Source organism: Anabaena sp. UHCC 0253, from assembly GCF_009712085.1.
Lineage (GTDB): Bacteria > Cyanobacteriota > Cyanobacteriia > Cyanobacteriales > Nostocaceae > Dolichospermum.
Window position 1 is genome coordinate 294,067 of the sequence record NZ_VILD01000002.1, and the last position, 22,635, is coordinate 316,701.

Consider the following 22,635-nt stretch of genomic DNA (forward strand, 5'->3'; position numbering starts at 1 on the left):
TTACTGCTGGTGTTTGTTTATTTCTCTCTTGTGGTTTAGAGATATTTGGTTTTCCCTCTGGTTTAGCGTTAGGTGTGGGTTTACCAATGAGTCTGCTAACTTGTGTATTTGTTTGGTGGCAGTTAGGCGGTTTGTTGGATTATGTTAAAACCCAAGGAATGCAATCTTTAGATTTAGATTCTTGGTCTTAGATATAAAATGAATATGTAGAGATTTTTTAAGAAACGTCTCTACATTCAAACTCTATATTTGGCTTTTTACCTATTTCATCAAAATAGCTAAGTAGGTAGGTGGGAAAACTTATAACTATGTCATTGCGAGTGGAACGCAGCAATCCCAGGAGTTTTGGATAATTTACAGTTCGTTACATAGTTGGGTTGATTAGCATCTACCTACTTAATCACTTCTTTTTTATTTGCCGGATTTGGTTTTTGACATTATCAACAGTTTCTTGCAACTGACGTTTTTTTTGCAGGTGCGGGAATAGCAGCAGGTGGTAAACTAGGATGCAAATTCCGATAATATTCCCAAATTTCCCAATAGGGACAACCTGGTTGAATTTTAATTCCTGCCCAATGAATGTATTGTAGAGGTTGATTGACTGTTGGATCAAATAAGATATTACCTTGGATTTGAAAATGTGGTGTTCCTCCCCAATTTCCTGGTCCTTTACCTTCCCTACGGACGATGTTAAAACGCCGGGGAATACGCTTTAGTAGCATATAATTGATAATGGGTTGGTCAGAAGTTTTTTCAGAAAAATCAAAGTATTCTGGATGGGATGCACATTCGCTAAATGTTTCATACAAGTCATTTTCGGAAATTAAGTTTTTCTTAGAACCCCAAAAACCACCGTTGAAAATTTCTTTAACTTCATTATTTGTAAATACTTTATTTTCTAGGACTTGGGAGCTAAAAACGTTTTTAATTCCCCCTAAATGTTGATAATCACAACAGATAAAGTCAGTATTTGCTAAATAATTAAGATTATCAATTATTTTTTCAAAGACAACAATATCAGTATCAATATACAAAAATTCATCAAATTCTCCAAACCAGCAAGCTTGTTTACGAAATTGATTAGGACGAGCAAAAAATTTACCCCCAAAGGTTTCGTATAATCTTTGGGAAAGACGATCAATAAAATCTAAGTCTTCGTAAACTTTTACGCCATAATTTTCCCCCAGAATATCAGCAATAGCGTGATAATTGTCATCATAAGGAATCATGACAACTGGTGTTTCAGTATCATGTAATCGAATGCTATTCAGGAGAGCGATCGCTTGATCTGTCACCTTATCATTAGCAATAATATAAATTCCCCTAGTCATGAATTAATCCTCTACTTTTTATTTAATCCTAATTTTCTGATAATTCGTGTTCCTAAACTGGGAGGAGCATCATAAGCCTTTGGTTTAGTTGTAAATTTTGGTCGTTGTTCTGGTTCGTGCAAATAACGATAGTGCAAGAAAAGATCCCGGTAAGGAAAATCAATATTTTCTCCAGCGCAAACTTGATTAAATATTTTTGAGGATAAGCCAATGTAATGTAAATATGTTAGTCTATTACCTTGATCATAAATGAGATTATCTTTAATCTGAAAATGGGGAGAGGTTATACAACATCCTGTTTTTTCTTGATGAGATAGATGAGTGGCAAAATTATAATTGGAAATACCTGAACGCATTACTAGATAGTTGAGAATTGTTTGATCAGGAGCCATGTCATAGAGAACTGCTGCTTCTCCTTGTCGTAATTTTTCTAGTAATGAAATACGCATTGGTTCAGGAAATATATCTTTTTTAGAACCGTAAAATCCTGAGCAAAATATTTCTGTTTTTAGTTGTTCAGATGTAAATAACTCCGTTAATTTAACTGATGCTATATCATAAACATGAGATAAATCGGTGTATTGGAAATCATATACTACCCAATCATTTTGCTCTAGCTTTGCAAAAATCTGATCTAGAGGACTGATTAATAAAGTATCAGCATCCATATAAACAAAACGATCAAATGGTCCATCGAAGGCACAATAGCGCCGATGAGTACCAATTCGGTGATATTTATCTTTACCTATAGATTGCCAATGTTTATGGGCTGTAGGATGGGCATCCCAAATATCCTTAACAAATTCATCCCATTTATCAATTGAATTTTGGCGATCGTAAAGTTGTACATGAGGACGTTTAGCAATTTCCGTAGTAATTTGCGCTGTATTCCCATCATAAGGATAGATACATACAGGCATTTTTTGATCATAAATTGCCTCTATACTATTGAGTAGGGCAATAAGTTGGTCATAAACTTTGTCATTGGCAAGGGTACAGATACCATCCATATATAATTCCAAACCATGTAAATTTATAAGTTTAAACCTAAGAAAATTTGGCGGCAAATTCTGATAGCCAGTTGAGTAAATTCAGTTTATGTAAGATGATTTGTCTAGCTTCGGCGATCGCCTCTTTAGCATCGTGCCAAGCATCGGGACTAGAAGTTACTTCTTGAATGTAAGCAATGCCTTTTTCATCCAAACTAGGTAATCTCAAAAAACTACCAGGAGGTAATAACTTATCTGCTGCTGAACCACCATAGTAAATAGGTAAACACCAAGCTAATAGACTATCCCAAAGTTTCTCGCTGACATACCAATCATTATCAGCATAATTTTCTATAGCCAGATTGTAATAATATGGTGACATTCCATGACATTTACCTCCTAATTCTCCTGCATCTTTTGACCATGATGGTAAATTTCTCCCATAAAAATCAATTTCCAAATTACTATTTTGTAAGGATTGTAAAAAATTTAATCTTTTTTGATGGTTTTCAGTTCTATTAATACCGGAAGTAATCCAACTACAAGTTTTCACTTTTTTAAATGGTGGCATTTCATCTAATTCTCGAAAGGAGTTAGAAAGATACCAAATTGCGGGCATATAATCGGGTATGGGCGCAAAATCATCAGGTCCAGAAATATAACCACAATAATTATCAGCTTGCTGGTAGTTATATTTATTGATTTCTACAATTTCTGATAACGGTGGTTCTCGTAATAAATAAATAATTCTTTCTTTACTAATTCCACGCAGGAGAGAATTAATATTGAGTTCTGGTTTTTTTTGGCTGGTTTCGTAAGCGATCTAATAAAGATTGTGGAGATGGGGGTTTAGGAAAATCAAATTGGTACATTAGTAAAAAATCTGGTTTTTTTGCTAATGCTTGCATTTGGATATTTTCCCAAATTCCAAATTCATTTGGAGTTTGTTGCCATAGCCAATCTCCTCTTTTATTAAGATTGTCATAGCTACTAATCATGCCGATTGTTTTCATATTTCTTTGACTCATATTTTTATTGATGTTATAGATTTGGTAGGGGTATTTTTTTTATTTAATACTTTCTTCCAGTTTTTCTAAATTTCTCAGAAGATAGATAGCAGCTTCATAAGCTTCTGTAAGAACTTGATTTTGTGATTGGGGATTTTCTATCATATTATTTTCGAGGATACGTATATTAGTAAATACGGGATTTAAGCAGGTACGAAATTCTTCAAAAATACTATTAAAGTTGTGGTAGGGAGATGTAATGGTGCTACGATTTTGCTCTGCAAATGTAACTAGTCCTTCTTTTATTTGTTTGTTGATAACATCATCAAAAACATCAATAGTGTTGAGAATTCTCCATACTGATTTATAGGATTCTTGTAATAATTCTTGACGCTCTTGATAATCGTCTACTAAATCATCAAGTAATAACTGTATTAACCCAAGCATTGAATTAAGTTGTGTGCGGATTTCGTAAGATATCCTGAGTAAGCTTTGATTCCGTTTTATGGAGATATCCGGTTTATTTGCAAATTGCATTGAGTAGAGATTGGAGTAATAACCACCTTTTTGCAGAAGTTCATCATGAGTTCCTACTTCTACTACATAACCTTGATCTAGTACGGCTATTTGATCGGCTTTGCGGACGGTAGAAAGTCGGTGAGCAATCACTAAGGTGGTACGATCTCGACTGAGTTCATCAAGTGCAGCTTGTACTAACCGTTCGGAAACTGTATCTAAAGCACTGGTAGCTTCATCTAAAATGAGGATTTCAGGATTTTGGAGGAGGGCGCGAGCGATCGCTAATCTTTGTCTTTGTCCTCCTGATAACATGACACCGCGATCGCCTATGATTGTCTCGAATCCTTCAGGTAATTTACTAATAAATTCATAGGCATTAGCGCGTTTTGCTGCTGTCATAATATCCTCGTCACTAGCATCTATTCTGGCATAGGCAATATTACTTCGTACTGAATCATTAAAAAGAAACGTATCTTGACTAACAATCCCCATAGATTTACGGACTGATTTCAGATCAAACTCCCGTAAATCTCTACCATCTAGTGTAATACAACCAGATGTAGGATCATAAAACCTTGGTAGTAAATATGCTATAGTGGATTTACCTGCACCTGAACCACCTACTAAAGCTAGAGTAGTGCCTTTGGGTAAATATAAATCTACATCCTGAAGAACTGGATTTTTATGATTAGGATAGGAAAAAGAGAGATTATTAAAATGTATTCCTTTTTTTAATTTTTCATATAAAATAGTGCCGGTTTTCATAAACGGCTTGTTACCGTATAGTAAAAAATCAGCGACAATATCCACACTAGAAGATGTATTCGCAAAACTACTGCGGAGAGAATTTAATTGAGAAATAAATGGTAGCAATCTCAACAATAATATTAAATATGTAATTAAAATTGTTGAGAACGAAGAGATTTGATTGGCAAATAATGTGCGTCCTATCACTACAATCAGCATTAAAGAAATAATGCCCGTTACCTCACTAATCGGCGCAATTGCTTGAGAATTAACTTGAGATTTAAAATCTGCTTCTTCTCGATCACGAATTAGTTTTGTTAATCGGTTATATTCTCTATCTTCATTCCCAGTTGCCTTAACTAAACGAATTCCATTTAATATTTCCATTAACGCAATAGAATAAGCTTTAGATATTTCTGAAAGCTGTTTACCCAAATTTTTTGATTGGTAAATTGCGTACTGATTTATTAAAGTTACAAAGGACAATAAAATTGTAGCTGCAATAGTTAGTTCCCAGGAAATTGATAATAATAAAGCAACAAAAACTAAAATTGTAATGACGATGATAATCAATTTCATGAAATTGCCTATAGCCGTAGCTGCACGACTAATTTCTCCACCCAGACTATTGATCAAATCACCAACTTTCGTTTTAGCGTAATAGTCTATGTCAACTTCAAGTAATATTTTTAATCCAGCTTCTCGCATATCAGATGTCAAAGTCCGACTTAAAGAACTAGACACCAATGCACTCACATAATTAGCAACATTTTTTAAAAGTATTGTTAATATAATTGATCCAGTCATTATCCATAGGCGGTAATTCTCTGGAATAGAATCAAAAGGAGTAATAAATGCTTTAATAATTGGTGGAGCGCCTGTTAAATCAACAGGCTGTCCCACGATTTTCAGGATAATAGGAACGATGAGTGCCGTACTCACCCCATTAAATAAAGCCCCTGAAAATCCCAATAAGATGGTAAAAAATATCCTGAACGGATAAGGTTTAGCAAATCTTAGTATTAGTAACTTGCTGTTAGACATTGGCTGTTTTGATTAGAATTTACTAAGTGTTAATGTTCATAAATTAGGTTGTCTTAACTATAAGCGGGAAATGACACCAGCCAGGGTAGATGCCATAGTTTCTAAGCTATATTTTTCTACACATATTTCTCTTGCTTTTCTACCCCGCGCTTCTGCTTGCTGCAAATCTGCAAATATAAGTTGAATTTGTTCGGCAATTTGCTCAGGACAACCAGGATCAACTAGATAGCCAGTTTCTCCTAAAATATCAGGAATATCTCCTACCCTTGTTGATAAAACAGGTTTAGCCATGGCCATTCCATCTGTCAATTTGAGGGGAAATTGAGCGCGAGCAATTATACTATCTCGTTGCGGAACAACTACTACATGAGCGGCTGTGACAATTTCCGGCATAACTTCTACAGGACACTTGGGTAGCTTAATAATCCAACGTCCCCATTTTTGGATTAGTTGATTATCGTAATCATCATAAGGACTGCCACCAACGATTACTAATCTTAAATCTTCCTGATTTAATATATCTAAAGCTGTTAAAACATCTTCAACTCCTTTATGAGGTCTTGGTGCGCCAGGAAACATGAGGATTCGATAGTTTTCCAGCCCATAACGCTTTCTGCTAACTTCAGCATTATATTTACCTGGATCAAACATAACAGTATCTTTACCATTAGGCAAATAAGCACCACCAAATCGGTCTTGAAGAAATTGAGTATCTATTGTAACTCCATTAGCACGATTTACTAAACTTTCCATCCACTGGATATAAAGTGGATGATCAGGAAATTTCAATGCACCATTTTGTTTAAAAATATCTCGATAAAGTTGTTTGATACCAGGATTATACTTCCATTCAAATCCTCCATACCAACTAAGTTCCCAGTCATCCATATCTAATAGTAAAGGACGTGAACCGGTGAATTTCTTGAGGAGAGAAACACCAAAACTCGTTGGCTTTGGTTTAACTGCATAAATAATATCACCATCTATTTTTTGCAAAAGCTGCTTGGCAGATCCGAAAAACTCAGGATAGTTTTTACCTGGAATTGAAACAACGGGTATTCCTCGTGGCGGGTTAGCATATAGTTCTTGTCCAAATAAAAATCCTATTACCTCTACTTCATAAGATATTTTTTGAAGTGTTTGAGCTAATAAAAATGCTCTAACGCTTCCACCACCAGATAAATCACTAACAACTATTGAGATTTTCATAGTTCTTAAAACAAATGTTCAATAAATGGCAGCATGGAAATAATAGCGGCTAGAACTTTATTATTAATAATTGATAAATCTTTTTTAATTTGCTCTATTTTAGTGCCTTGTTTTCTATGACCCTTGCCCGTATAGTGGATAATATAGCTTTGAAAAGGATGATCTTTAGCGAATACTTGAAGATGATGTTTGGAAACTAAATTAGAAATTTGGTATTTTTCAAAATAAGGAACATCAAAACCCATCTTGAGATTGTTGATTACTACAAAATTTGCTCCTATCTTTTCCGCATAAGCTCGTAAAAATGGGTGAGTAATTTCACCGCGGCGATTTGCAGCATCTCCAACACACAATGTAACTACAGCTTTCATGTATTTTCCTCACTTAATTGAGAAGTTCTATAACTTTTTGATAGAATTGCTGATTTGCATCTCTACATTCTGCTAAGGCATCTGGATACCTACGTGCTTCCTGTAGTTTATCCTGCCAATCATTTGGATTAAGGGGATCACAAAAAGGAACTTTATACTTCAAAGTATAAAATTTAGTCGAAAATGGAAAAGCCAAAACTTTTTTATTTAATAAAATTCCCCAGTACATCCCATGATAGGTATTAGTTAAAATTGTATCAGCTTCGCCTAAAAATTTGATGATTTTACTAAAACTAACTTGAAAATCATCTGGGCTAAATAAGTTAAACAGTTGATTGATTTTTGTAGGTTTATAATTAACTTGGTGATTTTCCATTACTGGAAAATTGAGTTCATTCATGGGAAGTTTCCAGTTTGAATTGCCATGTTTATAAATTGCAAATTCATGTTTTACGTTATATTTTTTATCAAAAAGCTTACTCATACAACTTACACAAGGAACATAGTTAAAGCCTTGGTTATAATCTCTAATTCCATGCAAGTCGAATTTATCCATATATTGAGGATATTTTAACTCTCTATCTACATTTTCATAACCATTATGTCCTATTCCCCAAGATATTAATTTTCCCTTCCTATTATCAGCTATATAATTTAATTTTTCGGTAAAGAAATCTCTGGCGATTAATCCACCTCCACCGATAATAATATTATTTTTCAAGATTTCTGGGTTGTTCACAGTCATAATGTCAATTGCTTGTGTTTCTTTAGGAAATTTAAAGTAACGCAGGGGAGAAGACATTATATCTCCAACATTATTATCTCTTCTATGAATATTAAGTAGCATGAGTTAAAGCTCCTAATTGTTACAAATTAGTTTAAAAGTTTTTGGAATTCGAGAGAAAAATGTTCCCAACTCAAATTTTCAACAGTCTTTCTGATATCTGTTTTAACTTTGTATGCTTGTTCAATTAGTTCACATATTGTCTCAACAGAACTATTGATATCAAACGTAAATCCATTTTCACCGTGAATAATCAAATCAGGAGCAAATCCAGTTTTGCTCGCTACAGGAACTACATTACACATCATCGCTTCTACTAATGGAATTGGTCCTCCTTCTAACTTGGCCGTGGAAACAAAGATGTCCATTTGAGCATAATATTTAGGATAATCAGCATATGGAGCTTCAATATAAGAAAAATTAGGTAATGCTTTCATTTCTGCAAATTTTTCGTATTTTTCCCATCCTTTGCCCAGCAGAATAAAATTTCTTGAAGGCATCATTTGAATAATATTAAAAATTCTTTCAGGTTCTTTTCGATAATAAAAGGCTGTACAGAAACCTACCGAACCATTTGAGCGTTCATGGGGAAGAAAAATTTTTGGATCAGCAGAACCTAAAATATAGGTAACTTTCTCTGATTTTAATCCTTGTGAAATTAGTAGGTTCGAGAATTGGGAACACATACATATCACTTTAGTTGCTCTATTCATCGCATAAATTAGTTCTTCATTACTAATTTCCAAATCTGTACGGGGATGTGTGTGAAATACAAGTGTTTTACTTCCCCAAATATGAGGATTTAGTTTTAAGCAAACTGGTAAAAAAGAGTAATGTGCAAAAAAGTAAGCTTTAGATGGTGGTAAAGACAATTCCGAATAATGGAAGCAATACTTACCAGGAAAGTAAGTTGCGATTTCTCTACATATAGCTTCAAGTATCCAACCCTTTGCTAAATCTAAGACGACAAATACTAAGTCATACTCTTCTACTATATTTTCTGGGTGCGACTGAATATTCCATTTCCCTGTCAAAAATTTTAAGTAAGAAAGTCCATAAGGGATGATATAGGCAGGTTTAGAAAATGTTTTTTCTATCTGATGCTTAATTTTTTTGAGTTGATTTTTAATATTGATAGGAATCATGTAATTTTGTTAGGGCTATTTTACAAGTTATTTAAATATATTTAATCCAAGAATTATTCATTGAGGTAAACTAAGTATATTTTTGACGGATTTTATTTTTCCTGATACAAAAGATATCAGCTTTTTTGATCGTGGACCTCGATATTTTTCGTAAAGTAAAAAATTGGGTGTAATTGATCTTAAGGCATTTAATACTTTTATGGAGGTTGTGTTAGTTGTTTTGATTTTTTTATCGAATAAATAAACTGGTGTAGATACTATTTTAATTAATCTATTAAATAAATCTTGATCTTTTTCTCTAATGGCTTCTTCGAGTAAGAATTCAATACCAATTTGACAATTTTGATTTAGTTCTGGATATGTTTGAGCTATATTTTCATAGAAAATTGTATAGTAGTTTTTCATGTAATTCCAATTATTAGTTCTGTTTGATTTGTGCTTGGTATAGTAAGCACCAACCATAGGAGTATAAATGAAATTTGCACCCAATTTTAGAATATCTACTGCAAAATATCTATCACCTAATGCTTTGAGATGTTCAGGAAACTTTGTTTTATTCAAGATGCTTCTGTTCATAAGCATAGCTTGCTGAAGGCAAGGATGAGGTGAATCAGCGAGGAAGTCAGGTATGAGTAAACGTTGAATTAGTTGATCTTTATTCAGTGAACCGATAATATTTTCCTGAGTGTTAACAATATTTTCTTGAGCATCTATAAATACTCGTTCATAATTTGAGTAAAAAACTATATTTTCGCTATTTTGAATTTGCTCTAAATGACTTAACTGAAATTTAATTTTGTCTTCATGAATCCAATCATCAGAATCTAGACATTGAATCCATTCTCCTTGAGCCTGTTGAACACCGAAATTTCGAGATGATGGTAGTCCGCTATTTTCTTTAAAGAAGTATTTAACTCGCTTATCTATAGTGATCAAATTTTCAGCTATCTGACGAGTATTGTCGGTAGAACCATCATCTACAATCAGGCATTCCAAATCAGTAAAGGTTTGTGACAATACACTTTTGACTGAACGTTCTAGGTAGTGACCTTGATTAAAGCAATTTACAATAATTGATACAAGTGGAGTCATCTTTCAATAATTCCTGCTAGTAAGTAAAAATTTTATTGATTACAATTGATAACTCCCCACGGCTAGAAGCTGGGGGATTTCTAATTGGCTATTTTTAAAATACCAAAGTACAGAACAAAAGTAAATAAAATTACTAATGCTTCGTGCGTATTCATGGCTAGTTGTTTTTGTATTTTCTGACCACAGGTACAGCATTATACTACCATAATTTATAAAAACTTACAGATAACATCAACAAAATACAAGTAATATTGGCGTTGCTGAATTAAGGAATATATGGGATAGGATCATTGATAAATACTAATCATATCTTTATTTGTGGGGTAAGAAAAGCTAATGCAAGTAATCCGTCTACCGGTGCTTTCCGATAACTATATCTTTTTACTGCACGATCGCCAACAGAATATCGCTGCTGTAGTTGATCCAGCCGAAGCGCAACCAGTTTTAGAGGAACTTAGAAAACTGAAGGTTGATTTAGTGGCTATTTTTAATACCCATCATCATGGTGATCATGTGGGTGGTAATACAGAGTTGATGAAAGTATTTCCCGAAGTGACAGTTTATGGAGGTGTAGAAGATCGGGGCAGAATTCCAGGACAACAGGTATTTTTAGAGGAGGGCGATCGCGTCCACTTCGGAAATCGCACGGCGGAGGTTTTCTTCGTTCCTGGACATACCCGCGCTCATATTGCTTACTATTTCCCTCCAGTTAGCCCAGGAGAACCGGGGGAATTGTTCTGTGGTGATACTCTGTTTGCTGGGGGTTGCGGTCGTTTATTTGAAGGCACACCAGGGGCAAATGCTAGATTCTTTAAGTAAACTGCGGGCTTTACCTGATCATACTCGCGTTTGGTGCGCCCATGAATACACTTTAAGCAATTTGCGTTTTGCTGTGACTGTAGAAGCTGACAATGTGGATTTACAAAAACGCTATCAAGAAGTTCAAGCTCAACGTCAGGACAATAAACCGACAGTTCCATCAATTCTGGGAGTCGAAAAACTCACAAATCCTTTTTTGCGCTGGGAAAGTCCATCCCTACAAAGAACAGCAAAGAGTGATGATACAGTCCAAACCTTTGCCCGAATTCGGGGAATGAAGGATAAGTTTTGATATTTCTGGCATTTGGTATTGCGATCGCCCCCCAAATTTCGCTAAAATCTTGAGGTTGTGGGTATGTTCAAAGTCGCTGAGGATCAAGCTACAATTTTGTGAGCCACCCTGATGACACCCAAATAACTAAGATTTTACAAAGAAAAGCGAAAAACAATGGCGAAACGTGTGCAATTAGTTTTAACAAAAGATGTCAGCAAGCTGGGAAAACTCGGCGACTTAGTAGAAGTAGCTCCCGGTTATGCTCGTAACTATCTGATTCCCCAGAGTTTAGCCGCTCGTGCTACACCTGGTCTTCTCAAACAAGTAGAACGCAAGCGTGAACAAGAACGTTTAAGACAATTAGAACTCAAACAACAAGCAACTGAGCAAAAAGCAGCTTTAGAAAAAGTTGGTAACTTAAAAATTGCCAAGCAAGTTGGTGAAAACGAAGCTATTTTCGGTACTGTTACTACCCAAGACGTGGCAGATGCTATTCAAGCAGCAGCTAATCTAGAAATAGATCGTCGTGGTATTACCATTCCCGATATTAGTCAATTGGGTACTTACAAAGCTGAAATCAAACTCCATTCTGAAGTAACAGCAGAAATTAACATTGAAGTCGTCTCCAACTAATGGTGACTTAATTAATCACCACAGATATATCATCTGTGGTCATCAGTGTTTTTTATCGGTTTTGGATAATTCAGATATAAATCCAAAAGCGCCAAATTTTTAAATTTTATGGCTGAAGAACTAAGTTTTCAAGGTGATGGTAGTAATCGTTTACCACCCCAAAACATTGAAGCAGAAGAAGCGATTTTGGGGGGTATTTTACTAGATCCAGAGGCAATTGGTCGAGTGAGCGATCGCCTAGTTCCCGAAGCTTTTTATATTAGCGCCCATACAACTATCTATCAAGCTGCACTGCGTCTGCATACCCAGCAAAAACCTACAGACCTACTTTCTATTACCAGTTGGTTAACAGACAATGATCAGTTAACACGAATTGGTGGCAGAAATAAACTAGCAACATTAGTAGATCGCACAGTTTCAGCAGTAAATATTGATGCCCTCGCAGGGTTAGTGATGGAAAAATACCTGCGCCGGCAATTAATCAAAGCAGGTAATGAAATTGTCCATCTTGGTTATGAAACAGAAACAGAATTACCAATAGTTCTAGATCAAGCCGAACAAAAAGTTTTCAATGTCACCCAAGAAAAAACCCAAACAGGATTAGTTCATATTGGTAATACTTTAATTAATACATTTCAAGATATTGAAACTCGTCATCAAGGCATCGCATTACCAGGAATACCCTGTGGTTTTTATGATTTAGATGCTATGACTAGCGGTTTTCAGCGTTCTGATTTAATCATCGTCGCTGGGAGGCCATCAATGGGGAAATGCCTCAGCTATGATTCAGAAATTGTCTTAGCAGATGGAAAAATTGCCACAATTGAAGAATTGTATCAGCAACGTCAAGGTTCACTATTAACCTTAAATGACGATTGGAAATTTACCTTTACCCAACCATCTGCATTTGTAGATGATGGTATTAAACCAGTTTTTCGAGTGACAACTCGCTTAGGTCGGGCAATTGAAACCACAATTACTCACCCGTTTTTAACTATTAAAGGTTGGGAAAGATTAGAAAATCTGCAAGTTGGTAATAAAATTGCAATTCCTCGTAAAATAGATGTGTTTGGGACAAAAACCATCCGCGAGTGTGAAGTCAAATTATTAGCTTATTTAATTGGTGATGGTGGTTTAACTAATAGCACTCCTAGATTTACAAACAGTAACTCATTATTGCAAACAGATTTTTCCCAAGCAGTGAGTGAATTTGGTGGTTTGTCAGTAAGATGGGAAGATTCCCAAGGACAACGGACACCATCATTGTGTGTTCGAGGAGATTGGGAATTTATTGCTACTCAAAGACAGCTTTTTGCCGAAACTCTCAAAATTGCTATTAGTTCTCGTTCATTATCTGCTAAAAAATTGAGCAATGAAATAGGAGTCACTCCATCTTTACTTTGTATGTGGCAAAAAGGAGAGTGTGTACCAAATTATGATACTTTTCAAATATTATGTAAAACCCTAGAAATAGAAGTAGATAAATTTGCACCTCATGGATTTGCTAGTATTAGCAAGTCGAGTAAAAATGCGTTGACAATTTGGTTAGAAAAATTAGGTTTATGGGGTAAAGATGCTCATACTAAAACCATTCCGTCAATTATCTTTCAATTAGAAAAATCACAATTATCCTTATTCCTAAATCGTCTCTTTGCAACTGATGGTTGGGCTACTTTACTTAATAGTGGTCAATCGCAATTAGGTTATTGCACAGTCAGTGAAAAACTAGCAAGACAAATTCAACATCTGTTATTAAGATTTGGCATTATTGCTGCTTTGAAAAAACGGTCTATAAAATATAATAATACCCGTAGACCAGCATGGCAACTAGATATTACTGATGCCTTATCTATCAAGAACTTCATTGCTGAAATCGGCATTTTTAGCAAAGAAGCAGCATTAGAAAAAGTCAAAGTAGCACTATCTCAAAAGAGATATCAAACCAATCGTGACTTGATACCTGTAGAAATTTGGGAACAGATAGCAACAGCAAAAGGTAGAGAAACTTGGAGTAGTTTAGCTCATAGGGCTGGAATTAAAAGCTATACAAATATCCATGTCGGTAAACGGGCATTAACACGAGAAAGATTATTTATTTTAGCGACGGCTTTAGAGAATTTACCACTTCAGCAATTAGCAACAAGTGATATATATTGGGATGAAATTATTTCTATTGAATCAGTAGGTAACAAACAAGTTTATGATTTGACAATTCCCGAAACACACAACTTTGTAGCTAATGATATTTGTGTTCACAATACTGCATTTTGCTTGAACCTTGCTCATAATATTGCTTCCGGTTATCAATTACCAGTTGCCGTTTTTAGTTTAGAAATGTCTAAAGAACAGCTAGTACAAAGACTATTAGCTAGTGAAGCCGGAATCGAAAGTAGTTATTTAAGAAGTGGACGCATTAGTCAAACCCAGTGGGAACCTTTAAGTCGTGCCATTGATAAACTATCAGAAACTCCAATGTTTATTGATGATACGGCAAATATTACAGTCACACAAATGCGAAGTCAAGCGCGACGACTGCAAGCCGAAAACACTGCAAGTTTGGGATTAATAGTTATTGATTACTTGCAATTAATGGAAGGTGCAGGTGACAATCGGGTACAAGAATTATCAAGAATTACCCGTTCTTTAAAAGGTTTAGCGAGAGAATTATCTGTACCAATCATTGCTTTATCACAGTTAAGTCGAGGTGTAGAAGCAAGAACTAATAAACGTCCCATGTTATCTGATTTGAGAGAATCGGGTTGTTTAGCTGGCGATAGCCTAGTTACATTGGCGGATACCGGTTTACAAGTACCAATTAAAGAATTAGTAGGTAAATCCGATTTTGCAGTTTGGGGACTGAACGAAAACACAATGAAACTAGAAAGGGCAATTGTTAGCAATGCCTTTTCTACAGGTATCAAATCCGTATTTACTTTAAAAACTCGATTAGGAAGAAAAATCAGGGCAACGGGTAATCACCAATTCCTAACAATTCACGGGTGGAAAAGGCTTGATGAATTAAGTTCTAAACAACATATTTGCTTACCACGATGTTTCCCTAGCTCTGGCGAACAAACTATGGCTTATGCCGAAGTTGCGTTATGTGGTTCTACGCTTTATAAGGCAAATTTAAGTCGAGAAAGAGCATTAAAAGTTGCCAATATTGTTAAATCAAGTGAGCTACTCGAACTTGCAAACAGTGATGTGTATTGGGATGAAATTGTTTCAATTATACCTGATAGAGAAGAAGAGGTATTTGATTTAACAGTTCCTCGTTTGCATAATTTTGTTGCCAATAATATCATTGTTCACAATTCAATTGAACAAGATGCGGATATAGTGATGATGTTATACCGTGATGAATATTATTCACCTGATACTCCAGATAGAGGAATTGCAGAAGTAATAATAGCTAAACATCGAAATGGACCAACGGGTACTATTAAACTCTTATTTGATCCACAATTTACAAAATTTAAAAATCTCGCTAAACAAAATAGTTGGTAATATGTCAAAAAAGAATTATTTGAGCTTGATATTAATATTTATTAGTATCCAAATTGGTAGCATCCAAGAAATAGCTAAAGCACAAAACTCAGTTCCACAAATTACCCCGACAAAATCAATTTGTCCGGCTCAATTATCATCAGCAATTGATACCATTATTAATCGTCCTCAATTTAGTCGAGTGCGTTGGGGTATTTTAGTTAAACCATTATCATCAGCAAAAATTCTTTATAGTCAAGATGCTCAAAAATACTTTATTCCCGCTTCTAATATTAAACTATTTACTACCGCTGCGGCATTAAAAGAATTAGGTGCAGATTTTCGGATTCGTACCTCCATTTATGATGAAGGTAATGGTGTTTTGCGTGTTGTAGGTAGGGGAGATCCTAGTTTCAAAAATGCTCAATTAAAAATATTATCCAAACAATTATATCAACAAGGAATTAGGCAAATTAATCAGCTAATTGCTGATGATAGTTATTTTCAAGGTGAAATGGTTAATTCTAGTTGGCAATGGGAAGATATACAGGCTTATTATGGCGCACCTGTTAACAGTTTAATTTTAAATGAAAATGCTGCTATCTTAACTTTTTTACCCCAAAATATCGGACAACCATTACAACTCAAATGGGCTGAACCTACAGAAAAATATTGGTGGAAAATTGAGAATGATAGTATTACTACTCAAGCCAATGAACCTAGTTTTGTAGAAGTTAATCGTGATTTAAAAGGACAGACTTTAAGAATAAAAGGACAATTACCAATAAATTCCCAACCAAATATTACTGCTTTAGCTATATTTGATCCAGTTGCCAATTTTTTAAGACAATTTCGCCAGAATTTAGCTAGAGAGGGAATTACTGTTAAAGGGACTTTACGCAGTGATTTTAGTAGAAATACAAAGGAAATAGCCGCAGTAGAATCTCCACCTTTATCTGAGTTATTAATCGAGACAAATGTGAATAGTAATAATTTGTATGCTGAGGCTTTACTGAGGAGTTTAGCGATAAAAAAAACCAGAGTAAAAAATCAAAATACGGCTGATGTTGGATTGCAAGTTGTCAGGGAAAGTTTAACTCAATTAGGAGTTGAATCAGCAGATTATATCATTGTAGATGGTTCTGGTTTATCTCGAAAAAACTTAACAACTCCAGCCGCATTGGTACAACTTTTACAAGGAATAGCTAAATCTTCTCAAGCAGAAGTTTTTCGTGCTTCTTTACCTATTGCAGGGATAAGAGGTACTCTAAAAAATCGGTTTCGGAATACTTCTGCTGAGGGAATTGTTCAAGGAAAAACAGGGACTATGGGAGGAATTTCTGTTTTGTCTGGATATGTGAATGCACCTAATTATGAACCGTTGGCTTTTAGTATTATGGTGAATCAATCGGAACAACCTGGTAGCGTTATGAGAACAGCAATAGATGAAATTGTGGTTTTATTAGCGCAGTTAAAGCGATGTTAGGGACTTCCAAAAAATAAATTACCCAAATAACGAACCACAGAGGCACAGAGGACACGGAGGAATGAGAGTTTGAGAGATTTTCTGCGTTAGGTGGTTGAGTGTTTTTTTTATTTGGAAGTCCCTTAAACTATTCCTGAACAAAAATATACCGATTTTTTTTAAGAGGTGTTTGAAAAGTATCAGAATTAATCGAAGTTATTGATGTAAAGGAATTTGAATTAAAAATTCTGTTCCTTTGCCTATTTCTGATTCACATTTGAGGATTCCTGAATGTTTATTAACAATAATTTCATAGCTAATAGATAATCCTAAACCTGTTCCTTTTCCGATTGGTTTAGTAGTAAAGAATGGATCAAATAATTTACTTTTTATATTGTCTGTAATTCCTAGTCCGTTATCAATAATTCTGATTTCTACTTGATTGTTATTTGTAAGTTTAGTATGAATGATAATTTGACTAGGATGATTTTGCATTTCTGCTAAAGAACGCTGATTATTATAAATTTCTAGAGAATCAATAGCATTATTAATAATATTCATAAATACTTGATTTAGCTGTCCTGCATAGCATTGAACTAAGGGTAAATTACCATAATTTTTAATAACTTTAATTTCTGGATGTTCTGACTTGGCTTTGAGACGATTTTGTAAAATTAATAATGTACTATTAATACCTTCATGAATATCAACTTCTTTCATGTCTGCTTCATCTAACCTGGAGAAAGTGCGTAAAGATAAAACTATTTCTCGAATCCGATTAGATCCTATTTGCATGGAATTAATAACTTTTGGTAAATCTTCTAAAATAAATTCTAGATCAATTTCTTCAATTTTATCCTGAATTTTATCACTGGGATTTGGGAATTCTTCATTATATAAGCTGATTAAGTTTAGTAATTCATGAGCATATTCGCTGATATGTATAATATTTCCAGAAATGAAATTTACAGGATTATTAATTTCGTGTGCTATACCGGCTACAAGTTGTCCTAAGCTAGACATTTTTTCTGTTTGAATTAATTGAGCTTGGGTATTTTTAAGTTTTTCTAAAGCGTTTTTTAGTGCTATTTCTATTTGTTTACGTTCATGAATTTCCAATTCTAAGCGTTGGTTAATTTCTGTTAATTCATTATTTTTAACTAGGGTTTCTCGAAATTCGGTTAGCTTCATAGCCATGTAATTAAATGCCCCAGCTAATTTTTCTACTTCATCACCTGTGACAATATCTAAACGATATTCAAGATTACCAGCCGCAATTTCCTCTGTTCCCATTTGTAATTGTTTCAAGGATCTAATAACTGGTCGCCAAACAAAGTTAAATGTAACTGTAAATAGAATCAGAATGACTCCAATAATTTCAATGGTAATAATTGCTTGTACTTGATATATATTATCTAATTCAGTTTTCATTAATAGTCTTTTGTCATAGGCACGCTCAATGACTTTTTTTAGCATGGCATTAATATCTTTATTATAGGAATTAATATCTAGAAAATATTCCTGATATTCATCTATACTCATCCTATTTTTTTCATTGATAACTAACTGATCTGCTATCTTTGTTAAAGAAATATGCCGGCTACGAATCAAAGAAATTTCTGGATCATCTGGCATAAAAACTGCTAATTTATCCAGGGAATTGAGAAACTGATTTTGCCGATTAGCTATTTCTGATGGTTGGTGCTTAAATAAAACTTTATCTTTGAGTAAACTTATTTCCGACTGTAAAGCATTTTCGGTTTCTAAAGCAGCTTTAATGGTGTCCATAGTGAGATTACTTTTTTCTTGGACAGCATTTTTAATTCGCTGAACAACAACAGCATTACCAATGAGAATACCTGTAACAATTCCTAATAATAAAATCGCACTAGTGAAAAACTTTTTAGATATATTCATTTTGATCGGCTAGAAATTAAGTTGATATCCTTGCAGATTTTATGAATTGCTTCATAAATGGTTGACTGTTATCATATTTTATACGTATAAGGAAATTAAGCAATACTTCCGCGTTTTCTAGCTTCTTTGTTGGAAATACCGACATTTTTTACCCCGGCTTTAATCATTTGTCGTTCTAAAAGCGCAAAGAACCGAGTTCTATCACCACCTCTAACTACAGCTTGATTATGAGCTTCAGCGATCGCTACAGGATAACCATATCCTTTTTGTACCTGTGCCAACATTAATCCTAGCGATTGATCAAACATGGTGGAATTTTCCGCAACCCAAGCAGGAACTTCAATCCGGGCAATTTCTGTACCTACGTGGACGTAACAAAAATAAATAATTTGGTCTTCATATAATTCTAAAATCCGCGCATTACTACGCCATAGGGGTCCGCGTTGTCCGGGTTGGAGTTGGGTTGTCCATAGGGTTGTATCTCGCAAAGTATCAAATTTTTTACAAGGTACGTATTCCAGTTGATTGGGACAATAGGTGACACAATCGGGGACAGGATGGGGACAAGCTAAAAAGCGTAAAAAGTTGGTGGCTTCGATGTTTCGAGAGGCGCTAAGATAACCCATGATGGGGATTTGGGCTGCCCGCATTTGTTTCCAAGATTCTAAAACAGGGGGTAAGATGAGATCGCGGGCATCCATCGGTAACTGATCTAAAAACCAGTATATTAACGAACCATCTGTCATTGCTAAGGTTGGTGCTGCTGTTTTTGCACTACAAGCCAGTTCTGCTAAGATTGTAGCCTCAGAAGCAGTACGGCGATAACTCATCCATTCTTCCGTTCTAATTCCCCACTGACGCGATATATATAAATCTTCGGGGCGATAAAATACCTCCGGTAAACTATCGAGAACAGGGTGAAGATTTTGACCATAGTGTAAAACAACTCTACCAATATTTAGTAAGTAACAATACGCAATTTCGTGATGATTGGGGGCAATTTGTGACCCATCGGTAGAAATGACAGTATGAACTTTGGGGGGGAACAGGGATAGTAATGCAGGTTTCTAGGGGTTCAATGGGTGTAGCATTAGCAAAGAGAATGCGATCGCGCCATGTTTCTTGACGTTTAACTAATTCTTCTTGACACTCAAAAGCCTTGGTTAAATGTTGTTGTGCTAACTCCAACCGCTGATGACTTGCAGTCACTTCTGAAGTTAAATGTTGACTGAAACCTTGCATTTGTTTCGATATTTTTGTTAAATCCAGCATCTTAGTTGAGTGTATTTGTGTGAATGGATATAAATGGTATATAATTAATAACTGTATTCTAATAATTGGAAAAATAGTCTAATGAAAGGATGCACATTAACAATCATCATTTTCATATTAGGAACTATATTACATAGTCCGAGAGTGAATGCGAACAATTTAACCAATATTTCTGACTTAAAAACAAAATCATCACTGTTAGCACAAACTACTCTTCAAGATGCTGTAGTATATTTCCATCGAGGACTTAATCGCCATACATCAGGAGATATGAAAGGGGCGATTGAAGAATATAGTGAAGCCTTACGTTTACATCCTAACTTTGCTGAAGTTTACTATAAACGTGGTTTATCCCGCAATCAATTGGGAGACTTAAAAGGAGCTATTGCTGATTATAGCCAAGCCATAAGTATTAATTCTAGCTATGCTGGTATTTACAATCATCGAGGACTTGCTCGCTATGATTTAGGAGATACTAAAGGGGCAATTGAAGATTTCAATCAAGCATTAATTCTTAATCCTAAATTTCCTGAAGCTTACCAAAATAGAGGTATGATTCGCAATAGTTTAGGTAATAAACAAGTAGCAATTACCGATTTAAAGACAGCAGCTAACTTATTTCAGCAACAAAAAAGAATTACTAATTATCAAGAAGTTATTGATCTAATTAAAAAGATAGATCGTAAGTAATTGAGATTAATGATTAGATCCCCGACTTCTCAAGAAGTCGAGGATATTAGTATTCTGAATGCAATTATAACCAATTGGAAAAATCGTGAGCAAAATGAGAAAGTGATATTAGCTGAATGCGTGAATCATTTTTTCCTGCTTCCCTTTCTGGTTGAGTATTGTAACCCCAATCTGCTAAGAAAAGTTTGACATGATTTAAGTCTGATTGCTGTTGAACTAATTGCAATGTTTTGAGCCTATCTTCTACAAACCATAAACTTACAGGTTGGGTATTTGCTTTCTCAATTAATTCGCGCAAAGTTTCATATTTTGGGCGTTTTACTTCCTTGCCAAAAATTGTTTCTGAAGGTAAATCAACTCCTTCTTGCTTTAACAATTGCTTGACAAATCGCCCTTCTTTAGTGGTGACAATATATAATTGAACTGCACTTGCTAGAGTTATTTTGAGTCTTTCTATGACACCAGGATAAAACCTATGCAAACTGAGCCAACCATCTAAATCTGTCTTAATCCATTCATCCCGCAGATGATCCAATTTTGTAGAAACTGCTTTTGCTTCTAGGTGATCTGCTGCTAAAATTTGGGGAGTGATAGTTGTCCATGATTGCAGAATTTGATCATCAGAAAAACCCTCAATTAAGGCTGTAATTAAAACAGGCATTTCCCACCCGGTTTCAATTACAGGACGTAAACGATAGAATCTCAAAGCTAAATCATCTGGTGGTGTGTCGTTAGCTGGCGACCAAATTTGACAGTAGGTACGCCACGCTACCTCAAAATATTCAATTAGTCCATCACAAACTACTCCATCAAAGTCTAAAGCCAAAATCGTGGGACTATTTGCTGTCATTGTTTAGAGGGTAAAAACTGCTTTTGTCAGTTTACCGCACCTTTGTCTATGGATATGTAGCGATTATTAAATTTAGCATTGATTCTTTTATTTCCTATTCACACTAGATATCAAAATCCCATGTCGAGGACTAAACAACAAAGCCAACGTAAATAAACCCGAAACTACTAACACAATCGCCGGACCAGAAGGTAAATTATAAAAGTAGCTGAGATACATTCCGCTAATACTAGAAATTACCCCAATTACCGCCCCTAAAATCATCACTTCATGTAACCGTTTCACTAATAAATAAGCAGTTGCACCGGGAGTAATTAAAAGTGATAATACTAAAATTACTCCCACAGCTTTCATGCTGGCAACAATTGTTAAAGAAATCAATAACATTAAGCCAAAGTTTAAGCGATTAACTGGTAAACCAGCAGCTTGTGCGCCTAAAGGATCAAATGTGTAAAATAACAGTTCTTTGTATAATAGGAAAATCACGATTAAAACAATAGCTGCAATAATAGCTGTATCTCGCACTTCGTCGGCTGTTACACCTAAAATGTTACCAAAAAGAAAGTGATTCAAATCTATTTTATTATCTTTTTGAATGATTGTAATTAAGGTGACACCAAGGGCAAAAAAGGCGGAAAAAACTATTCCCATTGCTGCATCTTCTTTGATCGGGGAACGTGTTTTAATAAAGGCGATCGCCATTGTACTCAATATACCAGCAATAAACGCCCCGACGAAGATATTAGCACCAATCATGAAGGCGATCGCTAATCCTGGTAATACTGAATGACTAATAGCATCTCCCAGCAATGCTAGGCGTTGTACCATCAAATAACTACCGACTATGGCACACAATAAACCTACTAATATGGCGATGATTAATGAACGTTGCATGAAGCCATATTGCAACGGTTCTATTAGTGCTTGAAACATAGAGGAAAATGAACCACGAAGGAGCGAAGGACACGAAGGAAGAAGGAAGAAGGAAGAA

Annotated in this window: 14 protein-coding genes and 5 pseudogenes; 6 read left to right on the forward strand and 13 right to left on the reverse strand. The window is 35.0% G+C overall.

Features of this window, described 5'->3' with window-relative positions; genetic code table 11:
• Positions 1-191 (forward strand): annotated as a pseudogene (locus FJR38_RS05410) (hypothetical protein); the annotation flags it as partial.
• Between the two features lie 209 nt (positions 192-400).
• Here the strand turns inward: FJR38_RS05410 and FJR38_RS05415 are convergent.
• The 9 genes and pseudogenes from FJR38_RS05415 to FJR38_RS05455 all read right to left on the reverse strand — a co-directional run bounded on the left by FJR38_RS05415 (position 401) and on the right by FJR38_RS05455 (position 10,238).
• Positions 401-1,331: pseudogene (locus FJR38_RS05415) on the reverse strand (Npun_R2821/Npun_R2822 family protein).
• An 11-nt stretch (positions 1,332-1,342) separates the two neighbouring features.
• Positions 1,343-2,341, reverse strand: coding sequence for an Npun_R2821/Npun_R2822 family protein (locus tag FJR38_RS05420; protein WP_168535848.1), 999 nt, complete (start codon positions 2,339-2,341; stop codon positions 1,343-1,345).
• Positions 2,342-2,378: 37 nt separating this feature from the next.
• Positions 2,379-3,333: pseudogene (locus FJR38_RS05425) on the reverse strand (glycosyltransferase family 10 domain-containing protein).
• Between the two features lie 54 nt (positions 3,334-3,387).
• A complete protein-coding gene (locus tag FJR38_RS05430; protein WP_168535850.1) occupies positions 3,388-5,637 on the reverse strand; it encodes an ABC transporter ATP-binding protein in 2,250 nt (749 codons plus the stop codon).
• 57 nt (positions 5,638-5,694) lie between these two features.
• Positions 5,695-6,846: a glycosyltransferase family 4 protein gene (locus tag FJR38_RS05435; RefSeq protein WP_168496263.1), complete on the reverse strand. Its 1,152-nt coding sequence runs from the start codon at positions 6,844-6,846 to the stop codon at positions 5,695-5,697.
• Between the two features lie 5 nt (positions 6,847-6,851).
• A complete protein-coding gene (locus FJR38_RS05440) occupies positions 6,852-7,217 on the reverse strand; it encodes a hypothetical protein (RefSeq protein ID WP_168496265.1) in 366 nt (121 codons plus the stop codon).
• Positions 7,218-7,230: 13 nt separating this feature from the next.
• The gene (locus FJR38_RS05445) at positions 7,231-8,064 is read right to left on the reverse strand and encodes a polysaccharide pyruvyl transferase family protein (RefSeq protein WP_168496267.1); all 834 of its coding nucleotides are present in this window, start codon (positions 8,062-8,064) and stop codon (positions 7,231-7,233) included.
• A 26-nt stretch (positions 8,065-8,090) separates the two neighbouring features.
• Positions 8,091-9,146, reverse strand: coding sequence for a glycosyltransferase family 4 protein (locus FJR38_RS05450; RefSeq protein WP_168535852.1), 1,056 nt, complete (start codon positions 9,144-9,146; stop codon positions 8,091-8,093).
• Between the two features lie 57 nt (positions 9,147-9,203).
• The gene (locus tag FJR38_RS05455; protein WP_168535854.1) at positions 9,204-10,238 is read right to left on the reverse strand and encodes a glycosyltransferase family 2 protein; all 1,035 of its coding nucleotides are present in this window, start codon (positions 10,236-10,238) and stop codon (positions 9,204-9,206) included.
• Positions 10,239-10,574: 336 nt separating this feature from the next.
• Between FJR38_RS05455 and gloB the strand changes: the two are divergent.
• From gloB to dacB, 4 genes and pseudogenes are all read left to right on the forward strand, one after another.
• Positions 10,575-11,349: pseudogene (gene gloB / locus FJR38_RS05460) on the forward strand (hydroxyacylglutathione hydrolase).
• Positions 11,350-11,505: 156 nt separating this feature from the next.
• Positions 11,506-11,964: a 50S ribosomal protein L9 gene (rplI, locus tag FJR38_RS05465; protein WP_168496275.1), complete on the forward strand. Its 459-nt coding sequence runs from the start codon at positions 11,506-11,508 to the stop codon at positions 11,962-11,964.
• 108 nt (positions 11,965-12,072) lie between these two features.
• Entirely contained in the window at positions 12,073-15,471 is a 3,399-nt protein-coding gene (gene dnaB, locus FJR38_RS05470) for a replicative DNA helicase (RefSeq protein ID WP_168535856.1), read from the forward strand.
• A gap of 1 nt (position 15,472) precedes the next feature.
• Complete coding sequence (dacB, locus tag FJR38_RS05475; protein ID WP_168535858.1) at positions 15,473-16,936, forward strand: D-alanyl-D-alanine carboxypeptidase/D-alanyl-D-alanine-endopeptidase; 1,464 nt, start codon at positions 15,473-15,475, stop codon at positions 16,934-16,936.
• Between the two features lie 195 nt (positions 16,937-17,131).
• Here dacB and FJR38_RS05480 read toward each other — a convergent pair whose 3' ends face one another.
• A complete protein-coding gene (locus tag FJR38_RS05480; protein WP_168535860.1) occupies positions 17,132-18,832 on the reverse strand; it encodes a sensor histidine kinase in 1,701 nt (566 codons plus the stop codon).
• Between the two features lie 95 nt (positions 18,833-18,927).
• Positions 18,928-20,104 (reverse strand): annotated as a pseudogene (locus tag FJR38_RS05485) (DNA double-strand break repair nuclease NurA).
• A gap of 81 nt (positions 20,105-20,185) precedes the next feature.
• Between FJR38_RS05485 and FJR38_RS05490 the strand changes: the two are divergent.
• Positions 20,186-20,794, forward strand: coding sequence for a tetratricopeptide repeat protein (locus FJR38_RS05490; protein ID WP_168496285.1), 609 nt, complete (start codon positions 20,186-20,188; stop codon positions 20,792-20,794).
• A 64-nt stretch (positions 20,795-20,858) separates the two neighbouring features.
• Here the strand turns inward: FJR38_RS05490 and FJR38_RS05495 are convergent, their stop codons facing one another.
• Both FJR38_RS05495 and FJR38_RS05500 read right to left on the reverse strand, forming a co-directional pair.
• On the reverse strand, positions 20,859-21,644 hold the full coding sequence (locus tag FJR38_RS05495) for an HAD family hydrolase (RefSeq protein WP_168496287.1): 786 nt from the start codon (positions 21,642-21,644) through the stop codon (positions 20,859-20,861).
• Positions 21,645-21,731: 87 nt separating this feature from the next.
• Positions 21,732-22,577 carry a metal ABC transporter permease gene (locus FJR38_RS05500; RefSeq protein ID WP_168535862.1) on the reverse strand — a complete coding sequence of 282 codons (846 nt, stop codon included), beginning with the start codon at positions 22,575-22,577 and terminating at the stop codon, positions 21,732-21,734.
• Between the last annotated feature and the right edge of the window lie 58 nt (positions 22,578-22,635).

Excerpts from the sequence above, each read along its gene's own strand:
- dnaB (WP_168535856.1), top strand. The coding sequence starts at position 12,073 with ATGGCTGAAGAACTAAGTTTTCAAGGTGATGGTAGTAATCGTTTACCA.
- FJR38_RS05480 (WP_168535860.1), bottom strand. The coding sequence starts at position 18,832 with ATGAATATATCTAAAAAGTTTTTCACTAGTGCGATTTTATTATTAGGA.
- FJR38_RS05430 (WP_168535850.1), bottom strand. The coding sequence starts at position 5,637 with ATGTCTAACAGCAAGTTACTAATACTAAGATTTGCTAAACCTTATCCG.
- FJR38_RS05490 (WP_168496285.1), top strand. The coding sequence starts at position 20,186 with ATGAAAGGATGCACATTAACAATCATCATTTTCATATTAGGAACTATA.
- FJR38_RS05450 (WP_168535852.1), bottom strand. The coding sequence starts at position 9,146 with ATGATTCCTATCAATATTAAAAATCAACTCAAAAAAATTAAGCATCAG.
- FJR38_RS05440 (WP_168496265.1), bottom strand. The coding sequence starts at position 7,217 with ATGAAAGCTGTAGTTACATTGTGTGTTGGAGATGCTGCAAATCGCCGC.
- FJR38_RS05420 (WP_168535848.1), bottom strand. The coding sequence starts at position 2,341 with ATGGATGGTATCTGTACCCTTGCCAATGACAAAGTTTATGACCAACTT.
- dacB (WP_168535858.1), top strand. The coding sequence starts at position 15,473 with ATGTCAAAAAAGAATTATTTGAGCTTGATATTAATATTTATTAGTATC.
- rplI (WP_168496275.1), top strand. The coding sequence starts at position 11,506 with ATGGCGAAACGTGTGCAATTAGTTTTAACAAAAGATGTCAGCAAGCTG.
- FJR38_RS05500 (WP_168535862.1), bottom strand. The coding sequence starts at position 22,577 with ATGTTTCAAGCACTAATAGAACCGTTGCAATATGGCTTCATGCAACGT.
- FJR38_RS05445 (WP_168496267.1), bottom strand. The coding sequence starts at position 8,064 with ATGCTACTTAATATTCATAGAAGAGATAATAATGTTGGAGATATAATG.
- FJR38_RS05495 (WP_168496287.1), bottom strand. The coding sequence starts at position 21,644 with ATGACAGCAAATAGTCCCACGATTTTGGCTTTAGACTTTGATGGAGTA.
- FJR38_RS05435 (WP_168496263.1), bottom strand. The coding sequence starts at position 6,846 with ATGAAAATCTCAATAGTTGTTAGTGATTTATCTGGTGGTGGAAGCGTT.
- FJR38_RS05455 (WP_168535854.1), bottom strand. The coding sequence starts at position 10,238 with ATGACTCCACTTGTATCAATTATTGTAAATTGCTTTAATCAAGGTCAC.